Raw genomic sequence first — 22,619 nt, forward strand, 5'->3', positions numbered from 1 at the left:
TCATCACCTTTCGATTGCCGCTGATCACCCCCTGAAAGACGAGGCCAACGATGACCTTGCCGCTACCCGTGGAGCCGCCCGATCCCGGTCCGACCTGCCGCTACGGCACCGTCGACAACTTCGCGATGGACGAATTCTGGAGCGGTGTCGCGGCCTTCCTCGGCGGGACGGCCAATGTCATCATGCAGCTCAGCCTGCGGCCGGTCGCCTACGGCGTCATGGAGAGCACGGTCGAATCCGGCCGCATCGATGTGCACCCATGGAAGCGCACCCGCACAACGCTGACCTATCTCGCGGTGGCGCTGATGGGCACCGAAGAGGATCGTGCGAACTACCGCGAAGCCGTCAACGGTTCACATCGCGCGGTGCATTCCGAGCCGGGCGCCGCGGTCAAATACAACGCCTTCGACCCGAAACTGCAACTGTGGGTAGCAGCCTGTTTGTATTGGGGCCTGGTCGATCTGGAGGAGCGGCTGCACGGGCCGATGGACGAGGACACCGCGGATGTGCTCTACCAGTACGCCGCTCGACTCGGCACCACCCTGCAGATGCGACCGGAAATGTGGCCCCGCGACCGAACGGCCTTCCAGGAGTACTGGAATGCCACTCTCGCGACCAAGACCGTCGATGCCCGCACCCGCGCGTACTTCAACGATCTCATCGATCTGAAGATGGTCGCCTGGCCGTTGCGTATATTCGCACCGCTGCAGCGGTTCCTGGTGACCAGTCTGCTTCCGCCGCATCTGCGCGCCGAGATGCGCATGGATTGGAGTGAACGCCAGGAGCGCTTCGCGAACCGATTGCTGCGTGCGATCGGCGCCGTGCACCGCATACTTCCCAAGCCCGCCAGGCTCTTTCCGATGAACCTGTGCCTGTGGGATATGCGCAGGCGGCATCGCCTCGGCAAGCCGCTCGTCTAAGACTTGCCGAACAGCGCGCGCAGAAAGAACGCGAGGTTGGCCGGACGTTCGGCGAGGCGGCGGGTCAGATAGCCGTACCACTGGCTGCCATATGGCACATAGACCCGCATGGCATTGCCCGCGGCGGCCAGCCGCAACTGCTCGGGACCGCGGATGCCGTAGAGCATTTGGTGCTCGAGCCGTTCTGGGCCACGGCCGGTTTCGGCGGCCAACTGTTCAACCGCGCGGATCAGCACCGGATCGTGGGTGGCCAGCATCGGGTAGCCGTCGCCGCCCATCAGGATCTCCAGACAGCGCAGGTAGGAATCGGTCACCTCGGCGGCGCGCTGATAAGCGACGGTATGCGGTTCCCGGTATGCGCCCTTGCAGAGGCGAATTCGCGATCCGGGACCGGACAGCTCACGACAGTCCGCCTCGGTGCGATGCAGATAGGCCTGCAATACCGCTCCGAGCCAAGGGAATTCGGTGCGCAATTCACGAACCGTCGCCAGTGTGGCCTCGATGGTGTTGTGTTCCTCCGCGTCGACGGTGACCCACACACCGGCCTCGACCGCCTTGGTGCACAGAATGCGCAGGTTCTCGGTGGCGATGGCTGGGCCGTCGGCGGGAAGTGCCTGCCCGAGTGCGGAGAGTTTCACCGATACCTCGGTGCGCGCCGCGGTATCTCGGAATCCGTTCAATGCCGCCAAATCGTTGATCAGCGAAAGGTATTCGGTCACAGTGGCATCGGCCTGTGCCCGGTCGGTGGTGTTCTCTCCGAGGAAGTCGACGCTGATCAGCCGGCGGCTGGCCAGCAGCTCCCGCACCACCGGAATCAACTCGTCACGGCCCTCACCGGCCACGAAGCGCCGGACGATGTCGGCTGTGACCGGCGTCCGGGTCAGGATGCGCTTCATCCGCGGTGAGGCAGAGGCCGCGAGTATGACCGGCCGCAATGGATTCATTCCGACCTCATGTGCGGATACCGGTAGTCACCCGGCGGCACGAAGGTCTCCTTGATCGTGCGAGGCGCGACCCAGCGCAGCAGGTTCAGCGGCGAACCCGCCTTATCGTCGGTGCCCGAGGCGCGCGCACCGCCGAAGGGCTGCTGACCGACGACCGCGCCGGTCGGCTTGTCATTGATATAGAAGTTGCCCGCGGCGAATCGCAGTGCGGCCGAGGCTTGTTCGACGGCCTTGCGGTCCTGGGCGAAGACCGCACCGGTCAATGCGTAGGGCGCCGCCCTCTCTACCTCGGCCAATATCGCCGCGTAGGAACCGGGTTCGGCATCGTCGTAGACGTGCACCGCTAGGATGGGACCGAAATATTCGGTGGCGAAGGCGTCGTCGCGCGGATCATCCACCACCAGCACCGTGGGCCGGACGAACCAGCCCTCGCTGTCGTCGTATTCGCCGCCCGCCGGAATGGCGATACCAGCTGACCTGGCGCGTTCGATGGCGGCCACATTCTTGTCGTAGGCACGCCGATCGATCAGTGCCCCACCGAAATTCGTCAGATCCGCGACATCGCCGTAGCTGAGCTCGCGGGTCAGTTGCAGGAAGTCGTCACCGATCGTCCGCCACACCGAACGTGCGATATAGGCGCGCGAAGCCGCCGAACATTTCTGGCCCTGATATTCGTAGGCACCGCGAATCAGCGCGGTACGCAACGCATCCGGATCTGCCGACGGGTGCGCGACGATGAAGTCTTTACCGCCGGTCTCGCCCACCAAGCGTGGATAGCCGTGGTAGCGACCGATATTCGCGCCGACCTGGGACCACAGGAACTGAAATGTCTTGGTGGAGCCGGTGAAATGGATGCCCGCCAGCCGTGGATCGACGAGCGCGACCTCCGACAGTTCGACACCGTCACCGGTCACCATATTGATGACACCCGGCGGCAGTCCGGCCGTCTCCAGCAGCCGCATCGTGCAGAAGGCCGCGAGTGTCTGCGTCGGCGAGGGCTTCCACACCACGGTATTGCCCATCAACGCGGGCGCAGTGGGCAGATTGCCCGCGATGGCGGTGAAGTTGAACGGTGTGATGGCGTAGACGAACCCCTCCAGCGGGCGGTAGTCCATCTGATTCCACACACCGGCGCTCGACTGCGGCTGCTGCTGCAGAATCTGGCGCGCGAAGGCCACATTGAAGCGCCAGAAGTCGACCAATTCGCACGGCGCGTCGATTTCGGCCTGCTGGACCGTCTTGGATTGACCGAGCATGGTCGCCGCGGCGACCGTCTCCCGCCACGGCCCGGCCAACAGATCCGCCGCGCGCAGGAAGACTGCCGCCCGCTCATCGAAGGGCGTGGTGCGCCAGCCGGGGGCCGCCGCGAGCGCGGACTCGATGGCGCCGTGGGCTTCCGAATGCGTGGTGTCGGTGTAGGTGCCGAGTACATGCCGATGTCGGTGCGGGGCGACGATATCGTGCCGAGCTCCGATGCCCGGCCGGTGTTTGCCGCCGATGACCAACGGAATATCCATGGATTCGGCGGCGATTTCGGTGAGCTTGGTGATCAGCAGTTCCCGCTCAGGGCTGCCCGGCGCATAGGAATGCACCGGCTCGTTGCTGGGAACAGGGACTACCGTGACAGCGTCCATACCCCAAGGCTATCGCCGTTGCGGGGTCATCGGGCACGACTGCGGGACGTGTCAGGCCAGGCGTTGCGCCGCGGTCTCGATACGTTCATCGGAGGCGGTCAGTGCGATGCGCACGTGCTGCCCCGCGCCTGGTCCGTAGAAGTCGCCCGGTGCGGCGAGGATGCCGCGCTCGGCCAGCCAGTCCAGGGTGGCGCGGCACGGCTCGCCCCTGGTGGACCACAGATACAGGCCCGCTTCGGAGTGATCGATCCGGAAACCGGCTTGCTGCAAGGCCTTTCGCAACACCTCACGACGCGCACGGTAGCGCTCACGTTGCACCGACTCGTGGGCGTCGTCACCGAGCGCAGCGGCCATGGCCGCCTGGATCGGGAACGGCACCATCATGCCGGAGTGCTTGCGCACCTCGAGTAGTTCGGCGACGAGTTCCGCATCGCCCGCCACGAATCCGGCGCGGTAACTTGCCAGGTTGGAGGTCTTCGACAGCGAGTGCACCGCGATCAAACCGGTATGGTCGCCGTCGCATACCTCCGGATCGAGGATGGAGACGGCTCGCCCCTCCCAGGCCAAGCCCAGGTAGCACTCGTCGGAGGCCACGACCGCGCCGCGCTCCCGCGCGAACTGCACCACCTTGCGCAGATGCTCGACACCGAGCACCTTCCCCGTCGGGTTCGATGGGGAGTTCACATAGATAAGGGCAGGCGATTGCGGACCCAACTGGGTCAGCCCGTCCGCGCGCGCCACTTTGGTACCGGCGAGCAGCGCACCCACCTCGTAGGTCGGGTAGGCGACCTCCGGGATGACGACCAGATCGTCCGCGCCGAGGCCGAGCAGCCGCGGCAGTCCGGCGATCAACTCCTTGGTGCCGATCACCGGCAGCACCGCGGCCGGGTCGAGTCCGGTGATCCCGTAGCGCCGCTTCAGCGCATCGACTGCCGCGATCCGCAGTTCGGGCGTGCCGTGCGTGGTCGGATAACCCGGCACGTCGGCGACCGAACTCAATGCCGCACGGATCAGCGGGTCCACCGGATCGACCGGGGTGCCGACCGATAGATCGACGAGCCCGTCCGGATGCGCGGCGGCCTTCGCCTTCACCGCCGCAATGGTGTCCCAGGGAAAATCGGGCAGCAGAGCGCTGACCCGGCGACGCGGTGACACAGAACTCACTCAGTACCTATTACTCATTCGGTCGCCATCGGCGGCAGCTCTTTGATGAACGGCGGGTCGTAGTCCACCTTGCCGACCTTCGTCGCACCGCCGGGCGAACCCAGCTCGTCGAAGAAGTCGACATTGGCGTTCACGTATCCGCTCCACTGGTCCGGGGTGTCGTCTTCGTAGAAGATCGCCTCCACCGGGCACACCGGCTCACATGCACCACAGTCCACGCACTCGTCGGGATGGATGTACAGCATGCGACCACCCTCGTAGATGCAGTCCACGGGGCATTCTTCGATGCATGCCTTGTCCTTCACGTCAACGCACGGTTCAGCGATGATGTACGGCACTGCCGCTCTCCTAGTCTGTCCTCACGGGGATAGTCCGCCCAGCGTCACACTAGCCCGGCAGCCCAGGTTACCCCGGGTCAGCCTGCCCTAACTAACTTCGTCCCGAATGCCACTCGCTGGATATGAAACACCACCGACATCCGCGCCTTTGCGAATCATCCGAGTGCGACGACCGGGAATCCGGTATCGCCTAGCCCACTGTCAGTGGCAGCGCCGCGGAGATCTTCCGTGGTGGTACCCCATAAGTCGTGGTGCGTTCGCGCACCGGACGGCCGATACCCTCGGCGATCTCGGCGAGTTCCGCGACGGTCTTGGCGGAACCGTGTTGCGATCCGGCCATGCGGGAGATGGTCTCCTCCATCAAGGTACCGCCCAGATCGTTGGCACCGCCGTTGAGCATCATCCGGGTGCCCGCTGTGCCGAGTTTCACCCAGCTGGTCTGGATGTTATCGATGCGGCCGTGCAACATGATCCGCGCGAGGGCATGCGCCGCGCGGTTGTCCCGGATGGTCGGTCCCGGTCGCGCGGCACCGGCCAGGTAAAGCGGTGCACTCTGGTGCACGAACGGCAACAGCACGAATTCGGTGAAACCACCCGTCTCGTCCTGGATTCCGCGCAGCACCCGCAGATGTCCGACCCAATGCTTCGGATTGTCGACGTGGCCGTACATCATCGTGGAACTCGAACGCACGCCGACCCGATGGGCGGTGGTGATCACCTCGACCCATGCGGAGGTCGGCAGTTTGCCTTTGGTGAGCACCCAGCGCACCTCGTCGTCGAGGATTTCCGCGGCGGTGCCGGGAATGGTGTCCAACCCGGCTTCCTGCAGCGCGACCAGCCAATCACGGATGCTCTGGCCGCCGCGAGAGGCACCGTTCACGATCTCCATCGGGCTGAACGCGTGCACATGCATCGATGGCACCCGCTGTTTGATCGCGCGCACCAGATCGGCATACCCGGTGACCGGGAGATCCGGATCGATGCCGCCCTGCATGCAGATTTCGGTCGCGCCGTCGACATGCGCCTCCCAGGCGCGGTCGGCGACCTCGTCCATGCTCAGGGTGAAGGCGTCGGCATCGCCCTTGCGCTGGGCGAACGCGCAGAAGCGGCAGCCGGTGTAGCAGATATTGGTGAAGTTGATATTCCGATTCACCACGTAGGTGACATCGTCGCCGTTGACGTCGCGGCGCAGCTGGTCGGCGAGTGCGGCAACCGCATCCAGTGCCGGTCCGTCGGCCGTTGCCAACGCGAGGTATTCGGCGTCGGTGAGCCCGGCCGGATCGTTTTCGGCGGCACGTAGCGCGGCGAGCACATCGGAATCCAGCCGCTCGGGGGCCGCGACGGCGAGGTCACGAGCCTGTTCGCGGATGGTGTCCCAGTCGCCGAAGGCCCCGACGACATCGGTATCTGATTGGCGGCCCTCGCGGGTCCCTTCGTGGTCACGCAAGCTGCCGCCTCCGTGCCCGTCGCTCCCTGCTCCGCCGAGTGCGGAATCGCTTCGGCTCTCGGTATTTCGGCCCTCGGTATCGATCGAGGTATTGAGATCGATGCGGCCCGCGGATTCCCACGACTCGTCTGGTTCCTGCCAGGGCAGGCCGGCCGGAATCGCATCCGGATTCGCCAGACCGGTTTCCGGATCGGTGAGCGCGGCGACGTGTGCGCCGATGCGCGGATCGACCCATGGGTTGCCCGCGCGCACGTATTTCGGGTGCGCCGAAGTGCGCTCGACGAGTTGGTAGCCCGCGGCCTCGGTGATTTCGCGCAACGTATCGAGGTTCGGCCAGGGCCGTTCCGGATTCACGTGATCGGGGGTGACCGGCGAGACGCCGCCCCAGTCATCGATGCCCGCATCGATCAGGGCCTGGCATTCCTCGTGCGACACCAGATTCGGCGGCGCCTGCACCGGAACGTCGGGGCCGAGCAGCAGCCGGGTGACGGCGATGGTGGCCCGGAACTCCTCCAAACCGGCGTCGGGAACATCGCGCATGGCGGTGTCGTCCTTGGCCCGGAAGTTCTGGATGATCACTTCCTGGATATGCCCGAATGCCTTGTGCTGCTTGCGAATCGCCATGATCGACTCGGCGCGCTCGGTCAGCGTTTCGCCGATGCCGACCAGAATGCCGGTGGTGTAGGGCACCGAAAGCCGACCGGCGTCGGTAATCGCGCGCAGGCGCACCGCCGGATCCTTATCCGGACTTCCGTAGTGGCAGTTGCCCTTTTCGGTGAACAGGCGGGTGGCGGTGGTCTCGAGCATCATGCCCATGGACTGCGCCACCGGCTTGAGCCGCGAGATCTCCTCCCAGCTCAGCACGCCCGGATTCAGATGCGGCAGCAGACCGGTCTCCTCGAGCACCATGATCGAGACGGCGCGCAGGTAGTCCAGCGTGGAGTCGTAGCCACGTTCGTCGAGCCACTGCGCGGCCTCCGGCCAGCGGTCCTCGGGACGGTCACCGAGAGTGAACAGGGCTTCCTTACAGCCGAGCTCGGCACCGCGACGCGCGATCTCCAGCACCTCGTCGGGCTCCAGGAACATGCCCTTGCCTTCGGCGCGCAACTTGCCCGGCACCGTGACGAAGGTGCAGTAGTGGCATTTGTCCCGGCAGAGCTTGGTCAACGGGATGAAGACATTGCGCGAATAGCTGATGGTCTTCGGCCGACCCGCCGATTCCAGTCCGGCATCGCGCACCCGGGCGGCGCTGCGACACAGGTCGACGAGGTCGTCGCCGCGTGCGTGCAGCAGTACGGCCGCCTCGTCCACATTCAATGTCACACCGTCGCGGGCCCGCCGCAGCGCACGGCGCACGGCCGACGGCGTTGGCGGTGCGGGCGGGACGCTCGGGGTCGCTAGCTCGGTCACGCCCTCGATCATGCGCTACACATCCTGGGCTGTCTCCCTCCAGTGCTTTTGAGTGAGCGAAGCGAGCGAACCAATAACACAGCAGCGCCACGCTCGCAACGGGGCCGAGCGCAAGCGAGGCACCGTTGTGAGCGGTGATAACTATGCGGTCTCACGCAGTATTCCGGTATGTCGGGTCGAATTATTCCCCTGCAGGTAGGTGGGTTGTAGCAGAGGACGGAGACGGTCGCGCCTTGACGTGCAACCATGGCAAGCATGTCGCAGCCGCGCACGATCCTGGCCGGTCCGGCCTGGCGTCCGAGCACCAAGGCCAAGCTCTTGTGGACCATTCAGGCCGCGATCGGGTGGATGATTCCCTTCGTGGCACTGATCTTGTGGGTTGTCGTCGACTCCGAGCATCGTGGTGCGCAGCTGGCGGTGTTCGCGGTGGCGCTCGTGCTCGCGGCGGTGAGCATCGGGGTGATGCCGCTGTGGCGGTATGCCGTGCATCGGTGGGAGGTGACCGATGACGCGGTGTACACCCGGGTCGGCTGGTTGACGGTGGAGAGCCGGGTGGCGCCCATCTCCCGGGTGCAGACCGTCGACACCGAGCGCGGGCCGCTGGAGCGATTGCTCGGGCTGGCGACGGTGACCGTGACGACGGCGTCCTCGGCCGGTGCGGTGCGGATCTCCGAACTCGATCTGCCGGTGGCCGAACAGACCGTCACGCGGCTGACCGAGATCGCCGCATTGCACCGTGGGGATGCGACGTGAGTTCGTACCTACCGGAAACCGATCTCGCGCCGGAGATCCAGCAGCCGTGGTTGCGGCTGGATAAACGAATGTTGTTGGTCCACCCCGTCAACGAGGTCGTGCGGTTCATTCCGGTGCTGATCGGGTCGGTGCTCCTCGGCACCAATACCGGTAACCCGCTGTGGGGACTCATCGCGTTGGTGGCGATCGTCGGGTTCGCGCTGACGCGCTGGTTCACCACCGCCTATCGGGTCGGGACGACACATGTCGAGTTGCGGACCGGGTTGATTCAGCGCAAGAAACTGTCGGTGCCGCGGTCACGGATCAGGTCGGTGGACATCGAGGCCGATCTGTTGCACCGGATTCTCGGGCTCGCGGTGTTGGCCATAGGGACTGGGCAGCACGCGGATTCGGGTGAGAAGTTCAAACTCGATGCGTTGGATGCGGGTGTGGTGCCGCGGTTGCGGGCGGTGTTGCTCGCCCATACCGCCGGTTCGCCGGAATCTACTGTTGAACAACAGGTTCCAAGCCTCCGGAAAGACCTGCCGGTGTCCGGGAACGCCCGGGAGATCGGACATTGGCGTGCGAGCTGGGTGCGTTACGCGCCGCTGTCGCTGACCGGTTTCGCGATCATCGCACCCATTGTCGGTTTGGCATTTCAGTACGGGTTCGACCAGATCGTGTTCAGTTCCGACGCGGTGCACAGTATCGAGGACGGTAGCGGGGTTCTCATCGGCGTCGCCATCGCGGTGCTGGTTGTCGCGATCGTGGTGATTGTCAGTCTCGCGGCCTGTGCGCGTTATCTGACAACGTATTTCAAGCTGCGAGTGCTCGATAACGACCGCACGCTGCATCTTCGTCACGGACTGTTCACGACCAGACAGATCACCCTGGATCTGGCCCGTTTCCGTGGCGCGACCGTCAACGAGCCGCTGCTGCTGCGCATGGCCGGTGCCGCCGAGCTCGAAGCCATCATGACCGGCCAGAGCCCGCGTCAGAAGATCCTGCCCCAGGCACCGCGCTCCGCGATCGAACGCACCCTGGCGGAACTGCTCGCGCCTCGAGCGGTCCGACGCCCGGGTGCCACGAACGAACTCTCGAGGGCCGCGGATTCGGTGGACCGAGCGCCGCAACAAGAGCCGACCGCAGGCCGCGCGCCGCGCGCCACGGTGAGCACCGCGGCGTTGATCGCGCACGGCCCGGTCGCGCGCCGCCGTCGGTATCTCCGCGCGCTCAGCCCGATCGCGATACTCGCGGTCGTAATGCTGATCAATTCCCTTGCCGGAGAAGACTTTTCACCTTGGTGGTGGCTGCTCCCCACTTTCACGGCTCTGATCGCGACCGCGCTGGCCGCCGACCGTTACCGAGGCCTCGGCCACGCCGTTCTGCCCGCCACCGACGACAGTCCGGCCTGGCTCATCACCCGATCCGGCTCGCTGGACCGCGACCGCGACTGTCTGGAGGCCCCCGGCATCATCGGTTGGACTGTCCGCCAATCCTTTTGGCAGCGCCGCTCCGGCATCGCCACCGTGGTCGCCGCCACCGCGGCCGGTAAGAAGCGTTACCTTGTCGTCGACATTCCGCTCGATCAGGCCTGGGAGCTCATCGAATCGGCAACCCCCGGCCGCCTCGGTCGACGCTGACCCACCGAGACGAATTCCCCGACCATGCGCCGTTCCATCATCGCTCCTGATCCAGGTGTCTGAGACCGTTCGCTCCGAGAATGTGGCCGATCCAACTCGCGCGGTGTCGCTGACCAGTTGCCAGTACCGCGCCGAGTTCAATGGTCAGCGTGGTCGAGACCCCGATATCACGGACGCGGGAGTTACCCATTGCCGATCGTCGCGTGCGGCGGATGCAGCGCGGTGACAAATATCGACTGACAGCGATCGGCGGTTTGGCGGCGTTATCGCTGGATGCGCTGTCCAGCGTGGCATACGGGCCCGAGGCGATCGTGCTGGTACTTGTCGCGGCGGGTGCGGCGGCGGTGTCGTGGACTCTGCCGGTTTCACTGACGATCGCTGTGCTGTTGCTGGTATTGGTGCTGTCGTATCGGCAGGTTATCGCCGTACATCCGGATGGCGGCGGGTCCTATGCGGTGGCGAAGAAGGATCTCGGTCGCGGTGCCAGTCTGCTCGCGGCGGCGAGTCTGGTGGTGGACTATGTGCTGACCGTCGCGGTGAGTCTCGCGGCCGGTGCTGCCAGTTTGGCGAGCGCATTTCCGGTGCTGGCCGATCATCTGCTGCTGATCACGCTGAGCGGGCTCGCGGGACTCACCGTGATCAATCTCATCGGGGTGGCCGAATCGGCGAAAGTGCTGATGGGACCGACACTTCTGTTCATCCTCGCGATTCTCGCGGTGATCGTGGTCGGACTATTCCGCTCGACACCGGTCGCGGTGATCGGTACCGATCTGGGGCCGTTCGTGCCATACGACACCGTCGGAATACTGTTGCTGCTCAAGGCATTTTCGGCAGGATGTTCGGCGCTGACCGGTGTCGAGGCGATTGCCAATGCCGTGCCGTCGTTCCGCGCACCCGCAGTGCGGCGGGCTCAGCACACCGAGGTCGCGCTCGGCGTGCTGCTGTGCACGATGCTGCTCGGTTTGGCGCTGCTGATCCGTCGCCATCACGCGGTGCCGCGCGGCGATGTCACCCTGCTCGCGCAATTGTCCGCGGCGGCCTTCGGAACCGGGTGGCCGTTCTACGCGACCAGTCTGGCCGTCACGCTGGCGCTGTGTCTGGCCGCGAATACCAGTTTCGGCGGACTGCCGGTATTACTGTCGCTGCTGGCGAAAGACCATCGGGTCGCGCATCTGTTCGCGTTGCGCTCCGAGCGCCCGGTATTCCGCTATGGCGTTGCGGCCCTTGCCTTTCTTGCCGCCACCGTACTGTTGGTCGTACATGCCGAAACCCACCGTGTGCTACCGGTTTATGCGGTCGGCGTTTTCATCGGGTTCACCATCAGCCAGACCGGGCTGGTGCGACACTGGCGCGAGCAGCGTGGGTCCGGCTGGATTCGGCGCGCCATTCTCAACGGTTTCGGCGCGCTGCTAACTGCCGTGGCCGCCGTGGTTCTGCTCATCGAGAAGTTCGACGAGGGTGCGTGGCTGCTGCTGATCATTGTGCCCGCGTTGACAACTCTGTTTGCGCGCACCGAGAACTACTACCGCAGTGTGGCCGATCAACTCAGCCTCGGCCGAATCCCCGTTCTGCCACCGCAATCCCCGGATCAGGAGCCGATGCTCATCGTGGTTCCAGTGGTCGCGGTCAGCGAAGTCACCGCGCGTGCCTTGCGCATCGCGCAAGCCTTGGACGGCGAAATCGTCGCCGTCGCAGCCGAAATCGACCCCGCTGCCACCCGTCGACTAAGCGCCCAGTGGAAGCAGTGGGATCCGGGCGTCCCCCTCACGGTCCTCCCGAGTCCACACCGCAATCTCATTACCACCCTCGTCGGCTACGTCCGCGGCCGAACCCGAACCGGACGCCAAGTGACCGTTCTGCTGGCCCAGGTAGAAGCCGCCCACTGGTATCACCGTCCCCTGCACAACCCGCGCGGCCCCGTGCTGGCCGCGGCCCTGCGCGCCCGCACCGATGCCGTAATCGCGAGCCTGGCCATTCGCCTCGACTGAAGGTTCGTTGCGTCCGTATGCGTTGCCGCGACGTCAGTGACTGCTGAATAGACCGGCGTTGCTTCGGATGTAGATGTAGAGCAGCGGCGGGACCAGTCCACAGAACAGCAGCAGCAGGGTGCGCCAGTCGCTGCCCAGCATGATGTCGCCGCCGGGGCCGGTGACGGAGCAGGTCAGGAAGCCGAGGGTCCAGGCGGCGAGGGGGAGCATCATTGCGCTTACGCGGTGGGTTATGGAGCGAACTCCCATCACCAGTAGCACGTTGATTACGCCGGCCAGCACTGCGGACAGGGGGAAGGCCACAGTGTTGATGTAGGTGGGGAGGTAGAGGACCTCCAGGGCGAGGGTGATCAGGTCGTCCAGTACCAGGACGGCGATGATCACCGGACCCAGGGGCAGGTTCTCATGGGCGCCGGAGGTGTGGTTCGGTGCCTTGGCGAAAGTGACCCTCACGCGACCGGCGGGAAACCGAGGAGGGTGAGCAGGTGGCTCTGCATATCGACGAACGCGTACAGCACCGACATGTAGAGCTCGTGCTGTTGCTGCGCCCCAGGGCGCAGGCTGTCCACGAAGGCAGCGATGGCGTTCTGCAGATCCCAGTTGTACATGATCGGAGTCTAAGCCGAAATCAGTCGCCTTCAATGGGGATGTTGGCGACGACCGGGAACTCTCCGGTGTAGCCCTTACGCATCTGGGCGATCGCGAGCACCCGCTTGCGGGCGGCGAACCAGCCGATGATCAACGCCGGGATGAGTACAACGAGCGAGGCGACGGTCCACGTGCCGACCGGATAGTCGACGCCGGTGAGCACCACCACGAAGAACAGGAATACCAGCGTGATCAGGCCGGTCCACGGCGCACCCCACATGCGGAACTGCGGCCGCTGGAGTTTGCCCTGTTTCCACCAGCGCCACAGCTGCAGTTGGCACAGCACGATGGTGGCCCAGGATGCGATGATCCCGAGCGAGGCCATATTCAGCACGATCTCGAAGGCGCGCTCGGGCACGAGTCCATTGAGCGCGATACCGCAGAGCGCGATCAGGCTGGTCAACAGGATGCCGCCGTAGGGCACACCGTTGCTGCCCATCACCCCGGTGAACTCGGGCGCGCTGCCGTTCATCGACATCGACCGCAGAATGCGTCCGGTGGAGTACAGGCCCGCATTCAGGCTGGAGAAGGCGGCGGTGAGCACGACGACGTTCATGATGCTGCCGATGCCGGGCACCCCGAGCATGGTGAAGAAGGTGACGAACGGGCTCTCACCGGACTTGTAGCTGGTGTAGGGCAGCAGCAGTCCCAGCAGCACGAGCGAGCCGACGTAGAAGACCGCGATCCGCAGGATCACCGAATTGATCGCGCGCGGCATGATCTTCGCCGGATTCTCCGTCTCCCCCGCCGCAGTGCCGACCAATTCCACAGCGGCATAAGCGAATACGACACCGGAGGTGACCACGACCAGCGGCAGGATCCCGGTCGGGAACAGTCCACCATGAGCGGTGACGACACTCGGACCGGTCGCCGCGCCCTTGACGGTGAATCGGCCGATCAGGAATACCGTGCCGACGATCAGGAACGCACTCAGCGCGGCCACCTTGACCAGCGCGGCCCAGAATTCCATCTCACCGAACCACTTGACCGAGACCAGATTGACCGCCAGCACCAGCACCAGCGCGATGAGCGCGAGCACCCACTGTGGAACATGAGTGAATCCGGCCCAGTAGTGAAAATATTGGGCAATCGCGGTGGTATCGGCGATACCGGTCATCGACCAGTTCAGGAAGTACATCCAACCGGCAATGAATGCAGCCTTCTCACCGAAGAATTCGCGGGCATAGGAAACGAACGAACCGGACGACGGACGGTGCAGCACCAGCTCACCGAGCGCGCGCAGAATGAAGAATACGAAGACACCGCAGACCGCGTAGACCAGGAACAGTCCTGGTCCCGCACTCGCGAGCCGACCGCCGGCACCGAGGAACAGACCGGTGCCGATCGCGCCGCCGATGGCGATCATCTGCAGCTGACGTGGTTTCAGACTCTTGTGGTACCCGTGATCCTCGATGCTGAGGTGAGCTTTGTCACCGACCGCTGTCATGAACCGCTATGCCTCCACATCGATGTCCGAAATCACAAAGACCGTACTCGCCGTCTAACACGGCCGCGACAGCAACCCTCGAGCAATACTTTGAAACTAAAGCCCCGCGAACAAATCGTGTTCACGCCCATCCGCCCCCACCGGACCGCGCGTACCACGGACCAAAATGAAGTGCTCCTCCGGAAGTACCGGCTGCGCAACATTATTGGACAGTGCGAACTCGCGCCCCGTCGGCGCGACCGTCACCTGTGTGGCATGTGCCCGCAGCGCCGCTCGCTTCGCGGCCAGCGAATCGGACACATCGATGGTGGCCGTCACGGTATGACTCGGCACGCTCGCGAGTTCCCCCGCGGCGGGCAACCGCCAACCGCGCGGCAATGCGCCGGGCAACCCCTCGACGGTCCGCCGGGCCAGCGCCTCGGTGTGCAGTCGCAACATGTCCGCATCGGTGACGGTCCAATAGAACTTCGGGGTGTCCCACCCTTGTTCGGCCGCCGCGGTCACCGCCGCCGAAGTGACCCAGTGCGCCCGAATATGGTCCGGATGCCCGTAGCCGCCGCGCGGGTCGTAGCCGATGACCACCCGGGGCCGTAGTTCGAGCACGATCGTGGTCAGCGCCTCCACCGCCGCGGCACCCGAATGCACGAAGGCCCGCGGATGCTCCGCGGCAGGGGTACCCGCCATACCGGAGTCGCGCCAGCGGCCCGCAGCGCCGAGGAAGCGCGGCGGTCCAGCCTTCAGCGCGGCCAGCGCGTTGGTCAGCTCCGCGATCCGGTAGCCGCCCAATTGATCGGCGTGATCGGCGGTCAGCAACGCCCACTCCTCGCCGATGACCTCCCCCTCTTCACCGAGGGTGCAGGTCACCACCGTCACCGGTACGCCGCGGCGGCGGTAGTGCGCGATGGTGCCCCCGGTGGTGATGGACTCGTCGTCCGGGTGGGCGTGCACCAGCAGCAGTCCACCGGTCATGGGATCCTGCGCCACATCGCCGCATCACCGAAGATGCCGACCTGAATGGCACCGCTCAACGACGCACCGTCGACCCGCGGTCCGGATGCGGCGACCACATTGTCCTGCACGATCGGTAGCACTGTCGCCAGAGCCCACAGCCGCGGCTCGGCCTCGGCCAGCGCCCGGCCGACCTCGACACCGCGCAACGATTCGTCGATCGAGGGCTGCAGGCCGGGATCGCAGATGCCGGACAGATTGCTCGGCGCCTTCTTGGCCGCCTCGATGGCGGTCTGCGAATCTCCGTTGCCGGCACCGGTATCCACCGGCGGGCAGCCGTAGCGCGAGGCGAGCACGGTGGCCGGATCCGAACCGGCGACCTCCCAGCCGACGATGGCGTCCACGCCGCTGTCGGTGAGTTCCTTGCCGTAGAGGGTATCGGCCGCGAGACTGCGCACGCTGGCATCGATTCCGGCACTGCGCAATTGGTCCGCAGCGGTATTGGCGACGGCGAGCGCGGTGGCGTCACCGGTTACCGCGCCGATCCGAATCGCCAGTGCCTTACCGTTTTTCGCCACCGAACGGGGCTGCGGTGCGGGCGAGGTCGGCGACTGCACCGGCGGCGTCTCGGGAGCTCGACCATAACCGGCCTCGGCGAGCAGCGCGAACGCCTCCTCCGCGGACGGCCGCGGCGGCGCGGTCGGTGTGTACCCGGGATCCGACGGTGTCAGAATCTGCGCGCGCACCGGCTCGACCCAGCCACCGGTCTGCCCGGCGACGGTGGCCAGCAGCGTCGGATCGATCAGCGCGGTCACCCCGCGCCGCACCCGCGGATCGCTGAGATCGCCACTACGCCCATTGATTGCGAATTGCAGCTCACGCGACTGCGGCATGATAACGGTGCGCACCGACGGGATCGCCGCCAGCTGCGCCTGGGTCGCGACACCACCGTGCACCAACGCCATCTGCGCATCGCCGGTGCGCAGCGAATCGGCCAGCTGCGCGGGAGTTCCGCCGCGGCGCAACAGAATCTGATCCGGCGCGGCCGGGGTGCCCCAGTACCGATCGTTGCGTTCGAGCAGGATCTCGTCGCGTCCCCGGTCGGTCGATTTGATGCGGAAGTTGCCGCCCGAGACCTGAACTCCCTCGACCAGCCCGGTGGCGAAACCACCGGGCTGATCCTTGATCAGATGCGAGGGCAACAGATTCGTGAACAGCTCACGCCAAGCCGGATACGCCTCGGTCATCGTGACGGTGACCGTCTTACCGCCGCCGGAGGAGCTGATATCGGCAATGTGCCGATAACCCGCCGGATCGACGACACCCGGCTGGGTGATCATCTGCTGCCACAGGAACCGGAAGTCCTCCGCCGCGATCGGCGCACCATCGGACCAGTTCGCCTGGTTGCGCAGCGTATAGGTGATGGTGAACGGCTCCTGCGCGGTCACCTCGGCCGAGACCACCAGCGCGGTATCCGGCACCCACTCGGTGGCGCCGGGCACCGCCGGATTCGGCACCGGCCGGAACGGGCTCGGCAACACCATCGAACTCACCGCGGCGGTGGCCGGCGACTGATCGGAACGCAGGTGCGGATTGAACCCGATGCCGATGTCATCGATGGCCACCACGACGGTGTTCTTACCGGGCTTCGCCGGTGTCGTCTTCGGGCTGTCGGTGCTCTCGATCGGCGGTGGCGGATTCGCGGTGCAGCCGGCGAGCACCATAGAGGAGGCCGCCATCATGATCAGCATCGCGCGTCGTATAGCCCCCGAGCTCACGTGGCGCACTCTACTTGCCTTACAGCGCAGCCCGGTCCCGAGCCTTCCGGCGCGACAGTTCGCGACCGCGTTCGGTGGCACCGAGGATGACCTTGCGCACCCGCACGATCTCCGGTGTGACCTCGACGCATTCGTCGGCGGCACAGAACTCCATGGCCGCCTCCAGGTCGAGCTGCAGCGGCTTGGCGAGCGTCTCCATCACATCGGCGGTCGAGCTGCGCATATTGGTCAGCTTCTTCTCGCGGGTGACATTGATATCGAGATCCTCGGCGCGCGGGTTGATGCCGACGACATGCCCCTCGTAGGTGTCCGCACCCGGCTCCACGAAGAACTGACCGCGATCGGCCAGCTGGATCATGGCGAACGGGGTCACCGAGCCCGCGCGGTCGGAAACCAGCGAACCGGTGTGGCGGGCGCGGATCTCACCGGCCCACGGTGCGTAGCCGTGCGAGACAGCGTTGGCGATGCCGGTGCCGCGGGTTTCGGTGAGGAAGTCGGTGCGGAAGCCGATCAGGCCGCGCGATGGAACGATGAACTCCATCCGCACCCAGCCCGCGGCGTGGTTGTTCATCTGGACCATCTTGCCCTTGCGGGCGGCGAGCAGCTGCGTGATCGCGCCGAGGTACTCGTCGGGGCAGTCGATGGTCAGCTCTTCGTAGGGCTCGTGCACCTTGCCGTCGACCTGCTTGGTGACCACCTGCGGCTTGCCGACGGTCAACTCGAAGCCCTCGCGACGCATCTGCTCGACCAGAATGGCCAGCGCCAGCTCACCGCGGCCCTGCACCTCCCAGGCATCCGGGCGGCCGATATCGAGAACGCGCAGCGAGACATTGCCGACCAGTTCGGAGTCCAGCCGCGACTTCACCATGCGCGCGGTCAGCTTGTGGCCCTGCACCCGGCCGACCATCGGTGAGGTGTTGGTGCCGATGGTGACCGAGATGGCCGGCTCATCAACGGTGATACGCGGCAGCGCGACGGGATTGTCGACATCGGCAAGGGTGTCGCCGATCATGATCTCCGGGATGCCCGCGATGGCCACGATGTCACCGGCCTCGGCGACCTCGCCTGGCTGACGCTCGACGCCGATGGTCTGCAGCAGTTCGGTGATCTTGACCTGCTTGATGCCGTCGCCGTGCATCCACGCGACGTTCTGGCCCTTGCGCAACTCACCGCTGTAGATGCGGACCAACGCGAGGCGACCCAGGAAGGCCGAGGCATCGAGGTTGGTGACGTGCGCCTGCAGCGGTGCGGTCGGATCGCCCTTGGGCGCCGGGATGTTCTCCAGCAGCACGTCGAACAGGGCGTCCAGGTTGTCCGCGGCCGGCGCGCTGCCGTTCTCGGGACGTTCCTTGGATGCCTTGCCCTCACGGCCGGAGGCGTAGAGGACCGGCAGGTCCAGCGCGAGTTCGGCGGCCTCGGCGGCCTCGTCGTCCAGATCGGAGGCGAGGTCGAGCAGCAGATCGTGGCTCTCCTCGACGACCTCTTCGATACGGGCGTCGGGGCGGTCGGTCTTGTTCACCACCAGGATGACCGGCAACTTCGCGGCCAACGCCTTGCGCAGCACGAAGCGGGTCTGCGGCAGCGGCCCCTCGGACGCGTCGACCAGCAATACGACACCGTCGACCATGGACAGACCGCGCTCGACCTCACCGCCGAAGTCGGCGTGGCCGGGGGTGTCGATCACGTTGATCACGGTGACCGAACCGTCCGGGTGGTGCCGATGCACTGCGGTGTTCTTGGCGAGAATGGTGATGCCCTTCTCGCGCTCCAGGTCACCGGAGTCCATCACACGATCGACGAGCTCGGCGCGTTCGGCGAAGGCGCCGGACTGGCGCAGCATGGCGTCGACCAGCGTCGTCTTACCGTGGTCGACGTGGGCCACGATGGCGACGTTGCGAAAATCGCGTGCAGACGACACGCCTCAATCCTCCTGCTGTTGGTATAGATGCCGGCCGACCCTTTGCAAACAGGTGGAGAATCGATACTCACCAGGGCATTGCGGCCAGTTACACAGTACCGGCATTCGAATGGCTCGCAGACCAGGCACTCCGCTAAGGGTATGCTAACCAACCATGGGCAAGGTCAAGGCGAAGAAGGTTTCTAGCCTCAAACCGAAGAAGAAGTGCTGTCGCAAGAAGACGCGCTGCTTGAAGTGCCCCGTCGTCATCATGCGGATGAAACGCCTGGAAGCGGCTGGTTGCTGCGGTAAAGAACTCAAGAAGGGCCTCAAGAAGGCCCGCGCCGCCTGATCGACGAATTCGGATTTCCTGATGGGTCCGCCGCGCTGGGGGTACAACTCGCATATGAGCGAACGCAGTGAGCGAACAGACAACACAGCCGCCCGAGCGGTCATGCCGGAGCCGAGCGCCAGCGAGGTGCAGGCATGAGCGAACCGAAACTAACCGAGGCAGAACTCACCGAAGCTTTGACCGAACTGTCGGACTGGACCCGGTCCGGCGATGCCATCACCCGCACGATCGAGGCGAAGACCTTTCCGGCGGGCATCGAACTGGTGCGTCAGGTCGCCGAAGTCGCCGAGAACGCGAACCACCATCCGGATATCGATATCCGCTGGCGTCGGGTGACCTTTACTCTCTCGACCCACGACTCGGGCGGACTCACCGCGCTGGACGTGTCGCTGGCTCGCGAGATAGATCGGTTTGCGGCGCAAACCGATTGACCATGCGCCCGGACCAGATCATCCAGCCGTAGAGCACAAGCACACCGAGCACGTCGACGGCGCCGAGCCAGGACAGCACCCCCGGCCGCGAGATAGTCCAGATCGACGGCTGGGCGAACGAGAGCACCCACGGCACGCCGATGAGGGTGGTGACCAACCAATACCCGGCGAGTATCCGAGCGCCGGACGCCTGCCGCAGCGGCCCGTACACCAACCACATCACCGTGGGCAGCAGCCACACGAAGTGATGCGACCACGAGATGGGCGAAACCATCAGCCCGAACAGCTGCACGATGATCAGGGTCCCCAACCGATCGTCGGGACCCAGTGCGCGCCAAGCGAAGAAGGCCAGTACGGCCACGACCACGACGGCTGCCAGCCACCATGGTCCGGATTGGACGTCATGGCCGAGCAGACGACTCAACGCACCGCGTAGCGACTGATTCCAGACCGACCCAACCGGACCGATCCGATCCGCGTCACCGAGCAGCGTGCCGAAGTACCGCTTGGCCTCCTTGTGGTTGATCAGGAAGCTGACCCCGACCGTCGCACCGAACACCAGCGCCGACCACACGGCGGTCCCCCACCGCCGCCGCGCCACGAAGTACAGCCCCGAAATCGCCGGTGTCAGTTTGATTCCCGCGATCACCCCGATCAGGCCGCCGGACAGCCACCATCGTGAACTGCGCACCGCGAGCATGGCCCCGAGCACCAGGAAAACGTTGACCTGGCCGTAGTCGATGGTGGTCCGCACCGGCTCCATCCAGATGCCGATCGCGGTCCACCAGACCGTGGCGGTGCGCCACCGCGGCTCGCTCATCCGCTCCGCACCGAGGATCAATTCGAAGGCGATCCGCACCACTACATACAGCGCGACGACAATGGCCAGCAGCCAGAGCACCGCGATCATGGTGAACGGAAAGTAGTGCAGCGGGAAGAAGACCAGCGCCGCGAACGGCGGATAGGTGAACGGCAGCGGGAAGTCCGGGGTCTTCTCGGCGTAGGTGAAGTCGTAGAGGCGGTCGGTGAGCAGGGCCGCCGAACCGTCGACATAGACGTGCAGATCGACGAGATTCATCCCGTTCTTCGTCAGCAGCATCCACAGCAGCCTGGCCAACACAGACAGACCGAGCACCGGCACAGCCAATCGGAGACTTCGGTTCAATTCGCAGGCTTTCGAGTCGGTTCCGGGAAGGCTGCGACTAGCCTAACCGCCGCCGCGAGAGATCCCATCAATCCCCTGGACCGACCCGATGTGCGCCTCCGAGTCCGGAGGGGGTAACTTGCGTACCGCGACCGCCGATTATCACTGATAACATTTGCATCAACTTTCACTCTGGTAACAGCGGGAAAGCGCTAGCGTCTGATAACACTGATCGTCCACAACAGAAATAGGGGCACGGCAGCTGTACAACACGGCGGTCATGTCCCTAGAGTGACCCCGAAACGATGGCTTTTTGCATCGCTCCTGATGTACCCGAGGTTAAGGACGGCTAGACCAGTGCTTCGCACCCGAGGATCGCGGATTGTCTTGTCCGCGCTCGCCATCGCAGCGAGCGCGTCGCTCGTTGCGCCGTCGACGGCAGTCGCGGCACCGGCCCCCGCGCCCGTTGCACCGAGGAACACCATTCCGATGGTTCCCGAGGGCGTCCCGATCGATACGCTCGCCTCGTTGGCCCCGGCCATCGTCGGCGCCATCGCCGGGCCTGCCGATGCCAAGCCCATCGCGGATGCCCCGAAGAACGCCATCCTCGACCAGGTCCGGGCGCTGCTCAATGCGCTGAACCTGCCGCCGCAGATCAAGTCCACGCTGGAACGGATCATCACCTTCCTGGACGGCAGCGGTGGCGGCGGCCCGGAGGTCCCGCAGGGCGGCCCGGCCATCGCCCAGTTCCTCTACCCGACCATCGGCAAGGGCTGCATCGGCCCCGGCGCCGATTCGATCGGCACCGCACTGGCTGTGCCCGGCCCGGCCGAGCTGCCGCCGCCGGGACCGCAGGCCGGTCAGACCGGATTCGTATTCACCGCACTCGGCACCAAGTCGCCGACGCCGGAGCAGAATCCGCCGATGACGGTCCAGTGGCTGAATCTCGACACCCGTCAGTCCGGCGTCCAGCAGCTGACCGACGAGGCGCATATCAACCCGGATGGTCCGGCTACGCTTTCGGCGATCGTCAACACCGGCTCGGGCCGGGTCGTCGCGGTCGTCGGCGGTTCGCTGACCACCAAGGCCGATGACGCCGACCCGCGGACCTGCTCGTTCCTGCCGACGCTCGGCTTCTTCACCGTCGCCTAGGCTCCTCCGGTTACCTTCAGGCGCCGAATTCAGGTGTGTGAAGGTAACCGGCCGGCGGCAAGACGTATGCGGTCAGCCCGTGCCCGGCAAGTTACCCGTGTCCTTACGAAATCTGTTGTAGCGAAACGTTTCGATACACACCGTCGAATCGTTCGGTAACTGCGTAGCGCCCTGAACTGTGGTAGACCGAACACATGGCGACTGTCGATAATTCGCTTCGGTCCCGTCCCACGATCCGCTCGGCTCATTCGATCCGGAGCAGACGATCGCGCCGATCGATTCTGTCCTTCCGCTCCGAAGGCTCGATCCTGTCCATCGGCTCGGCCTACTCGATCCTCTCGATCGGCAGCGTCGGCTCGGTGCTGTCCATCGGGGCCGTCGGATCCTTCGGCTCGGCGATCTCGTCCTTCTCCATCGGCAGCCTCGGCTCCGCCTTCTCCGGCATCTCCCGCTGGTCCCTCTTCTCCTGGCGCGGCGACCACGAAGCCCCCGACAACCGCCCCACCCTCCGCGTCGTCCCCGATGACGAACCCGAACTTCGCCTCGCCCCCACCTGCCACTGCCAGACTTGACGGATCAAGACCAGGTGGAATCCGAGGTGG

20 protein-coding genes are annotated in these 22,619 nt (G+C 65.3%); 8 read left to right on the top strand and 12 right to left on the bottom strand.

Annotation, left to right across the window (positions count from 1 at the left end):
* The first annotated feature begins 50 nt into the window (after positions 1-50).
* Complete coding sequence (locus AB0J47_RS12720; RefSeq protein ID WP_364344446.1) at positions 51-920, top strand: oxygenase MpaB family protein; 870 nt, start codon at positions 51-53, stop codon at positions 918-920.
* On the opposite strand, the gene AB0J47_RS12725 is transcribed toward AB0J47_RS12720, so the two are convergent.
* The 5 genes from AB0J47_RS12725 to cofH form a co-directional block, all read right to left on the bottom strand.
* A complete protein-coding gene (locus AB0J47_RS12725; RefSeq protein WP_364344449.1) occupies positions 917-1,864 on the bottom strand; it encodes a proline dehydrogenase family protein in 948 nt (315 codons plus the stop codon). The genes AB0J47_RS12720 and AB0J47_RS12725 overlap by 4 nt on opposite strands.
* Positions 1,861-3,498 carry an L-glutamate gamma-semialdehyde dehydrogenase gene (gene pruA / locus AB0J47_RS12730; protein WP_364344452.1) on the bottom strand — a complete coding sequence of 546 codons (1,638 nt, stop codon included), beginning with the start codon at positions 3,496-3,498 and terminating at the stop codon, positions 1,861-1,863. The genes AB0J47_RS12725 and pruA overlap by 4 nt, the downstream gene beginning before the upstream one ends.
* A 51-nt stretch (positions 3,499-3,549) precedes the next feature.
* A complete protein-coding gene (gene dapC, locus AB0J47_RS12735) occupies positions 3,550-4,653 on the bottom strand; it encodes a succinyldiaminopimelate transaminase (protein WP_364344623.1) in 1,104 nt (367 codons plus the stop codon).
* 23 nt (positions 4,654-4,676) lie between these two features.
* The gene (gene fdxA, locus AB0J47_RS12740; protein WP_040695137.1) at positions 4,677-5,000 is read right to left on the bottom strand and encodes a ferredoxin; all 324 of its coding nucleotides are present in this window, start codon (positions 4,998-5,000) and stop codon (positions 4,677-4,679) included.
* A 190-nt stretch (positions 5,001-5,190) separates the two neighbouring features.
* Positions 5,191-7,869, bottom strand: coding sequence for a 5-amino-6-(D-ribitylamino)uracil--L-tyrosine 4-hydroxyphenyl transferase CofH (gene cofH, locus AB0J47_RS12745; RefSeq protein ID WP_364344456.1), 2,679 nt, complete (start codon positions 7,867-7,869; stop codon positions 5,191-5,193).
* Positions 7,870-8,112: 243 nt separating this feature from the next.
* Between cofH and AB0J47_RS12750 the strand changes: the two genes are divergently transcribed.
* The 3 genes from AB0J47_RS12750 to AB0J47_RS12760 all read left to right on the top strand — a co-directional run bounded on the left by AB0J47_RS12750 (position 8,113) and on the right by AB0J47_RS12760 (position 12,220).
* Positions 8,113-8,610 (top strand): PH domain-containing protein, encoded by a 498-nt coding sequence (locus AB0J47_RS12750; RefSeq protein ID WP_364344459.1) that lies wholly within the window; start codon positions 8,113-8,115, stop codon positions 8,608-8,610.
* A complete protein-coding gene (locus AB0J47_RS12755) occupies positions 8,607-10,232 on the top strand; it encodes a PH domain-containing protein (protein ID WP_364344462.1) in 1,626 nt (541 codons plus the stop codon). Before AB0J47_RS12750 ends, AB0J47_RS12755 begins: the two co-directional genes overlap by 4 nt.
* A 212-nt stretch (positions 10,233-10,444) precedes the next feature.
* Complete coding sequence (locus AB0J47_RS12760; RefSeq protein ID WP_364344626.1) at positions 10,445-12,220, top strand: APC family permease; 1,776 nt, start codon at positions 10,445-10,447, stop codon at positions 12,218-12,220.
* A 33-nt stretch (positions 12,221-12,253) separates the two neighbouring features.
* Here AB0J47_RS12760 and AB0J47_RS12765 read toward each other — a convergent pair whose 3' ends face one another.
* The 6 genes from AB0J47_RS12765 to typA form a co-directional block, all read right to left on the bottom strand.
* Positions 12,254-12,673 (bottom strand): hypothetical protein, encoded by a 420-nt coding sequence (locus tag AB0J47_RS12765; protein WP_364344465.1) that lies wholly within the window; start codon positions 12,671-12,673, stop codon positions 12,254-12,256.
* Positions 12,670-12,828, bottom strand: coding sequence for a hypothetical protein (locus AB0J47_RS12770; protein WP_364344468.1), 159 nt, complete (start codon positions 12,826-12,828; stop codon positions 12,670-12,672). The genes AB0J47_RS12765 and AB0J47_RS12770 overlap by 4 nt, the downstream gene beginning before the upstream one ends.
* 20 nt (positions 12,829-12,848) lie before the next feature.
* Positions 12,849-14,315 (bottom strand): amino acid permease, encoded by a 1,467-nt coding sequence (locus tag AB0J47_RS12775; protein WP_364344471.1) that lies wholly within the window; start codon positions 14,313-14,315, stop codon positions 12,849-12,851.
* A gap of 96 nt (positions 14,316-14,411) precedes the next feature.
* The gene (mshB, locus tag AB0J47_RS12780) at positions 14,412-15,284 is read right to left on the bottom strand and encodes an N-acetyl-1-D-myo-inositol-2-amino-2-deoxy-alpha-D-glucopyranoside deacetylase (protein WP_364344474.1); all 873 of its coding nucleotides are present in this window, start codon (positions 15,282-15,284) and stop codon (positions 14,412-14,414) included.
* The gene (locus AB0J47_RS12785; protein WP_364344629.1) at positions 15,281-17,014 is read right to left on the bottom strand and encodes an ABC transporter family substrate-binding protein; all 1,734 of its coding nucleotides are present in this window, start codon (positions 17,012-17,014) and stop codon (positions 15,281-15,283) included. Before AB0J47_RS12785 ends, mshB begins: the two co-directional genes overlap by 4 nt.
* Positions 17,015-17,060: 46 nt before the next feature.
* Entirely contained in the window at positions 17,061-18,959 is a 1,899-nt protein-coding gene (gene typA / locus AB0J47_RS12790) for a translational GTPase TypA (RefSeq protein WP_364344477.1), read from the bottom strand.
* Positions 18,960-19,113: 154 nt separating this feature from the next.
* On the opposite strand from typA, the gene AB0J47_RS12795 reads away from it, so the two are divergent.
* On the top strand, positions 19,114-19,290 hold the full coding sequence (locus AB0J47_RS12795; RefSeq protein ID WP_085998628.1) for a hypothetical protein: 177 nt from the start codon (positions 19,114-19,116) through the stop codon (positions 19,288-19,290).
* Positions 19,291-19,424: 134 nt separating this feature from the next.
* Positions 19,425-19,721 carry a 4a-hydroxytetrahydrobiopterin dehydratase gene (locus AB0J47_RS12800; RefSeq protein WP_364344481.1) on the top strand — a complete coding sequence of 99 codons (297 nt, stop codon included), beginning with the start codon at positions 19,425-19,427 and terminating at the stop codon, positions 19,719-19,721.
* Here AB0J47_RS12800 and AB0J47_RS12805 read toward each other — a convergent pair.
* Positions 19,660-20,886, bottom strand: coding sequence for a mannosyltransferase (locus AB0J47_RS12805; protein WP_364344484.1), 1,227 nt, complete (start codon positions 20,884-20,886; stop codon positions 19,660-19,662). The two genes, AB0J47_RS12800 and AB0J47_RS12805, sit on opposite strands and share 62 nt — an antisense overlap.
* A gap of 336 nt (positions 20,887-21,222) precedes the next feature.
* Here AB0J47_RS12805 and AB0J47_RS12810 point away from each other — a divergent pair, with 336 nt between their 5' ends.
* Both AB0J47_RS12810 and AB0J47_RS12815 read left to right on the top strand, forming a co-directional pair.
* Entirely contained in the window at positions 21,223-22,017 is a 795-nt protein-coding gene (locus tag AB0J47_RS12810) for a hypothetical protein (RefSeq protein WP_364344487.1), read from the top strand.
* Positions 22,018-22,211: 194 nt separating this feature from the next.
* Positions 22,212-22,589 (top strand): hypothetical protein, encoded by a 378-nt coding sequence (locus tag AB0J47_RS12815; RefSeq protein ID WP_364344490.1) that lies wholly within the window; start codon positions 22,212-22,214, stop codon positions 22,587-22,589.
* The last annotated feature ends 30 nt before the right edge of the window (positions 22,590-22,619 follow it).

The organism is Nocardia sp. NPDC049737 (assembly GCF_040674755.1).
Lineage (GTDB): Bacteria > Actinomycetota > Actinomycetes > Mycobacteriales > Mycobacteriaceae > Nocardia.